The following is a 3,543-nucleotide window of genomic DNA, read 5'->3' as shown; positions in this document are numbered from 1 at the left end:
TACAAAGTACCAAGGAGAAGTAATCAAATGTCCCAAATGTGAATCAGAAGATATTTATAGCGGGTTTAAGTCAATGAAAGGAACTAAAGGAATTTTATCTGCCATCGTTTCTTTTATTTTTATGGTATTTCCAATTTACTATAAGACTGTTTACAAATGCAAAAATTGTGGTAATGAGTTTAAATAATATGGCTCACAACAACTAAACACGCTGACCGCTGGCCGATCAATCCCATCGACCCCTTCGACAAGCTCAGGGGCCAGTTCATGGCAATGGGAACTTGGTCTATAATGGGAATGGTTTTTACTTTTTTGTTTCTTGTGTTGGATTATTTTTTCAGGCAATTAATTCCGTTTTTCTGATGGTTAAACCTTGACTATTAGGTTTTTATTTCCAATTGGGGGTTTTTACCATAGCGGAGGTAATTGTTTTTTAAACAATTAAGCTAAACGATATTTAGGTAAAGTCATTTGCTTACCTCGAAACTCCATTAGGGATTTGGTTGCGCAAATGTCAATAGTCATAAAATGGCTGAGGATGGAATTTCTCCCTTAACCGCTTTTACTGCTTTACAAGTAATATGCTTTAGGTAAAGGGTGAGTTTTCTTTTTTTGAATGACCAGTTTGAAGGGGTTGAATCAATCAATTACTAGCATGATATAAAGTATTCGGGTAATTGTAAAACAACCTAGGGAGGAATCGGTTATACCTTTTGATGAAAGAAACTGACAGGGATAGAATCATTGAGATGGCATGGGAAGATAAAACACCTTTTGAGGCCATACATGCTCAATTTGGACTTTCGGAATCCGAAGTAATCGTCTGCATGCGCAGGGAGTTAAAACCTAGCTCATTCAGGCTTTGGCGAAAGCGGGTAAACAGTGGGACCAGTAAAAAACACCTCCACAAAAGGAATGGAGCCATAAATCGTTTTAAATCCTCAAGACAAAAAACCATTGCTAACAATAAAATTTCAAAAAGATAGTCTTTCCAACCCAAATAGAAGCCATAAAAAAGCGAATTACAGCAATAGACCCTGTACGCTATGCCCAGTCCCGCAATTATGAAGATGGTGCGGTAACTCACTTGAGTCCATATATTTCCAGAGGTGTAATAAGCACCAGACAGGTTTTTGAACATATTCAGGGCCTGGCAGTGGAAGATGAGAAACTTATTCAGGAACTTGCCTGGAGAGATTACTGGCAACAGGTATGGTTGGCCAAAGGGGATGCCATTCATGCCGAACTTAAGCATATTCAGAAGCCGGTTTCAAATTTTCAGGTACCAAAGGCAATTGTGGAGGCTTCCACCGGCATCGATGTGGTGGATAAGGCCATTAGAGCCTTGTACGAAACTGGCTATATGCACAACCATATGCGCATGTATGTGGCTTCCATATGCTGTAATATGGCGCATTCTCATTGGTTGGCCCCTGCTAGATGGATGTATGCGCATCTTTTGGATGGAGATATTGCAAGTAACCAGCTGAGTTGGCAATGGGTGGCAGGAGCCTTTTCCAATAAGAAGTATTATGCCAACCAAGAGAATATCAATCAGTTCTTTTATAGTTCTCAGCAAGGTACATTTTTGGATGTACCTTATGAAAGTTTTGGGATTATGGAAATGCCCGAAGTGTTGAAGGAAACTACTTCTTTTGAAGTAGCCTTTTGTTGGCCGAAGAGGGAAAACGTAGCGGTGTTAGAAAACAAACCTACCCTTATCTACAATTACTATAACCTGGATCCTGAATGGCACAGAAGAGACGATTTTCAGCGGATATTGCTTTTGGAGCCTTCCCATTTTGATAAATATCCGGTAAGCCAAAAATGCATCGATTTTGTGATTGGTTTGGCTGAAAATATTCCGGGTATACAATTGTATGTAGGGGAGTTTGAGGAGCTTCTTGCCCAAATAGCCCCTGAAAACATAATGTATAAGGAGCATCCGCTCAATTTACATTATCAAGGTCACCAAGAACCCCGGGAATGGCTCAGTACAGTCACAGGTTATTATCCTTCCTTTTTCTCCTTTTGGAAAAAGTGTAAGAAAGAACTCCTAAAATGAAGAAAAAAGACCTTCCCGAAAAAGTTTGTTTGACTTGTAAACGCCCATTTACTTGGCGCAAAAAATGGAAAAGGGATTGGGAGCAAGTGAAGTACTGCAGTGAAAAATGCAAAAGAAATAAAGACAATGAAAGGCATTAATATTATTTTTCCCCATCAGCTTTTTGAAGCGAGTGAACTTATTAAAAATGGACAGGAGTCTTACCTGATGGAGGAATTTCTTTTCTTTCGGCAGTACAAGTTTCACAAACAGAAAATAACTTTTCACCGGGCTTCCATGAAAGCTTACGAGGCATACCTGCAGGGATTGAGTCTTAAAGTTCATTATATAGACACCAACAATTCCTTATCGGACATAAGAAATTTCGGCCAAGAGATTACTAAAAAAGGAATTGAGTCCATCAGTTTGATAGACCCTGTCGATGATTGGTTGATGCAGCGCATCCAAACGCTCTCCAAGTACTGTGAAGTCAAGGTTTTTCCCAGTCCACAATTTTTAAACAGTGAAGAGGAATTGGAACATTTCTTCAGAAAAGACAAAAAATCATTTTTGCAGGCCACCTTTTATAAGCAGCAGCGTAAAAGGCTTGGGATTCTTGTTGATGAAGAGCAAAATCCGGTGGGAGGTAAATGGTCGTTTGATGCAGAAAACAGGAAGAAGTTTCCTAAAGGAAAAACACCTCCGGCCTTAAATTTCCCCAAATATTCAAAGACCTGGGAAGAGGCTTGCACCTATACAAGGAAGCATTTCAGTAAAAACCCGGGAGATGTTTCCAAAGACAGGATTTATCCTATCAATCATAAAGAAGCCAAAGATTGGCTTGAGCAGTTTTTAACGTATCGTTTCCACGATTTTGGCAAATACGAGGATGCCATACTAAAAGAGCCTTCATTTATTAACCACAGCCTACTTTCACCTTTAATGAATAGCAGCTTGATTTTGCCTTCTGAAGTAGTGGAAAGCGCTCTTTCTTTTGCAGCCGAAGAGGGGATACCCATCAATTCTACAGAGGGATTTATTCGCCAAATTATTGGCTGGCGTGAGTTTATTCGAGGGATGTATCTCTGCAAGGGCAGGTATTCCCGTACACATAACTTCTGGAATTTCAAGAGAAAAATCCCTTCCTCTTTCTATGAAGGAACCACGGGAATAGTACCTGTGGATCAAACCATCAAAAAGGTGCTTCAAACCGGGTATTGCCACCATATAGAAAGGCTTATGGTTTTAGGTAATTTCATGTTGCTATGTGAATTTGACCCGGACGAGGTGTACCGTTGGTTTATGGAATTGTTTATTGATGCTTATGATTGGGTAATGGTGCCCAATGTGTATGGCATGTGTCTTTTTGCTGATGGAGGGACATTTGCCACCAAACCTTATATTGGAGGGTCAAATTACATTAAGAAAATGAGCAATTATCCCGGAGGAGAATGGGAAGAAATTTGGGACGGCATGTTTTGGCGTTTTGTGATGAAGCA

The 3,543-nt window shown here is 39.9% G+C and carries 5 protein-coding genes; all 5 read left to right on the top strand.

What is annotated here, in order from left to right:
* A partial coding sequence (locus AAC037_RS21820) for a hypothetical protein (protein WP_339905590.1) occupies window positions 1-187 on the top strand: 187 nt, incomplete at its 5' end.
* A 529-nt stretch (window positions 188-716) separates the two neighbouring features.
* Window positions 717-986, top strand: a complete 270-nt coding sequence (locus tag AAC037_RS21815) for a TIGR03643 family protein (protein ID WP_339905588.1) — start codon at window positions 717-719, stop codon at window positions 984-986.
* Window positions 987-1,087: 101 nt separating this feature from the next.
* Window positions 1,088-2,065, top strand: coding sequence for an FAD-binding domain-containing protein (locus AAC037_RS21810; RefSeq protein ID WP_339905587.1), 978 nt, complete (start codon window positions 1,088-1,090; stop codon window positions 2,063-2,065).
* Window positions 2,062-2,205, top strand: coding sequence for a DUF2256 domain-containing protein (locus AAC037_RS21805; RefSeq protein ID WP_303613904.1), 144 nt, complete (start codon window positions 2,062-2,064; stop codon window positions 2,203-2,205). Before AAC037_RS21810 ends, AAC037_RS21805 begins: the two co-directional genes overlap by 4 nt.
* Window positions 2,192-3,543, top strand: a 1,352-nt coding sequence (locus AAC037_RS21800; RefSeq protein WP_339905584.1) for a cryptochrome/photolyase family protein, incomplete at its 3' end; no start/stop codon positions are given. The genes AAC037_RS21805 and AAC037_RS21800, both read left to right, overlap by 14 nt.

This window comes from uncultured Cyclobacterium sp. (assembly GCF_963976465.1).
Classification (GTDB): domain Bacteria; phylum Bacteroidota; class Bacteroidia; order Cytophagales; family Cyclobacteriaceae; genus Cyclobacterium.
This window is presented reverse-complemented; position numbering and strand designations above follow the sequence as displayed.

What these genes read in the sequence shown, in the direction of transcription:
- AAC037_RS21815 (WP_339905588.1), top strand. Translation starts at nt 717, where the DNA reads ATGAAAGAAACTGACAGGGATAGAATCATTGAGATGGCATGGGAAGAT.
- AAC037_RS21805 (WP_303613904.1), top strand. Translation starts at nt 2,062, where the DNA reads ATGAAGAAAAAAGACCTTCCCGAAAAAGTTTGTTTGACTTGTAAACGC.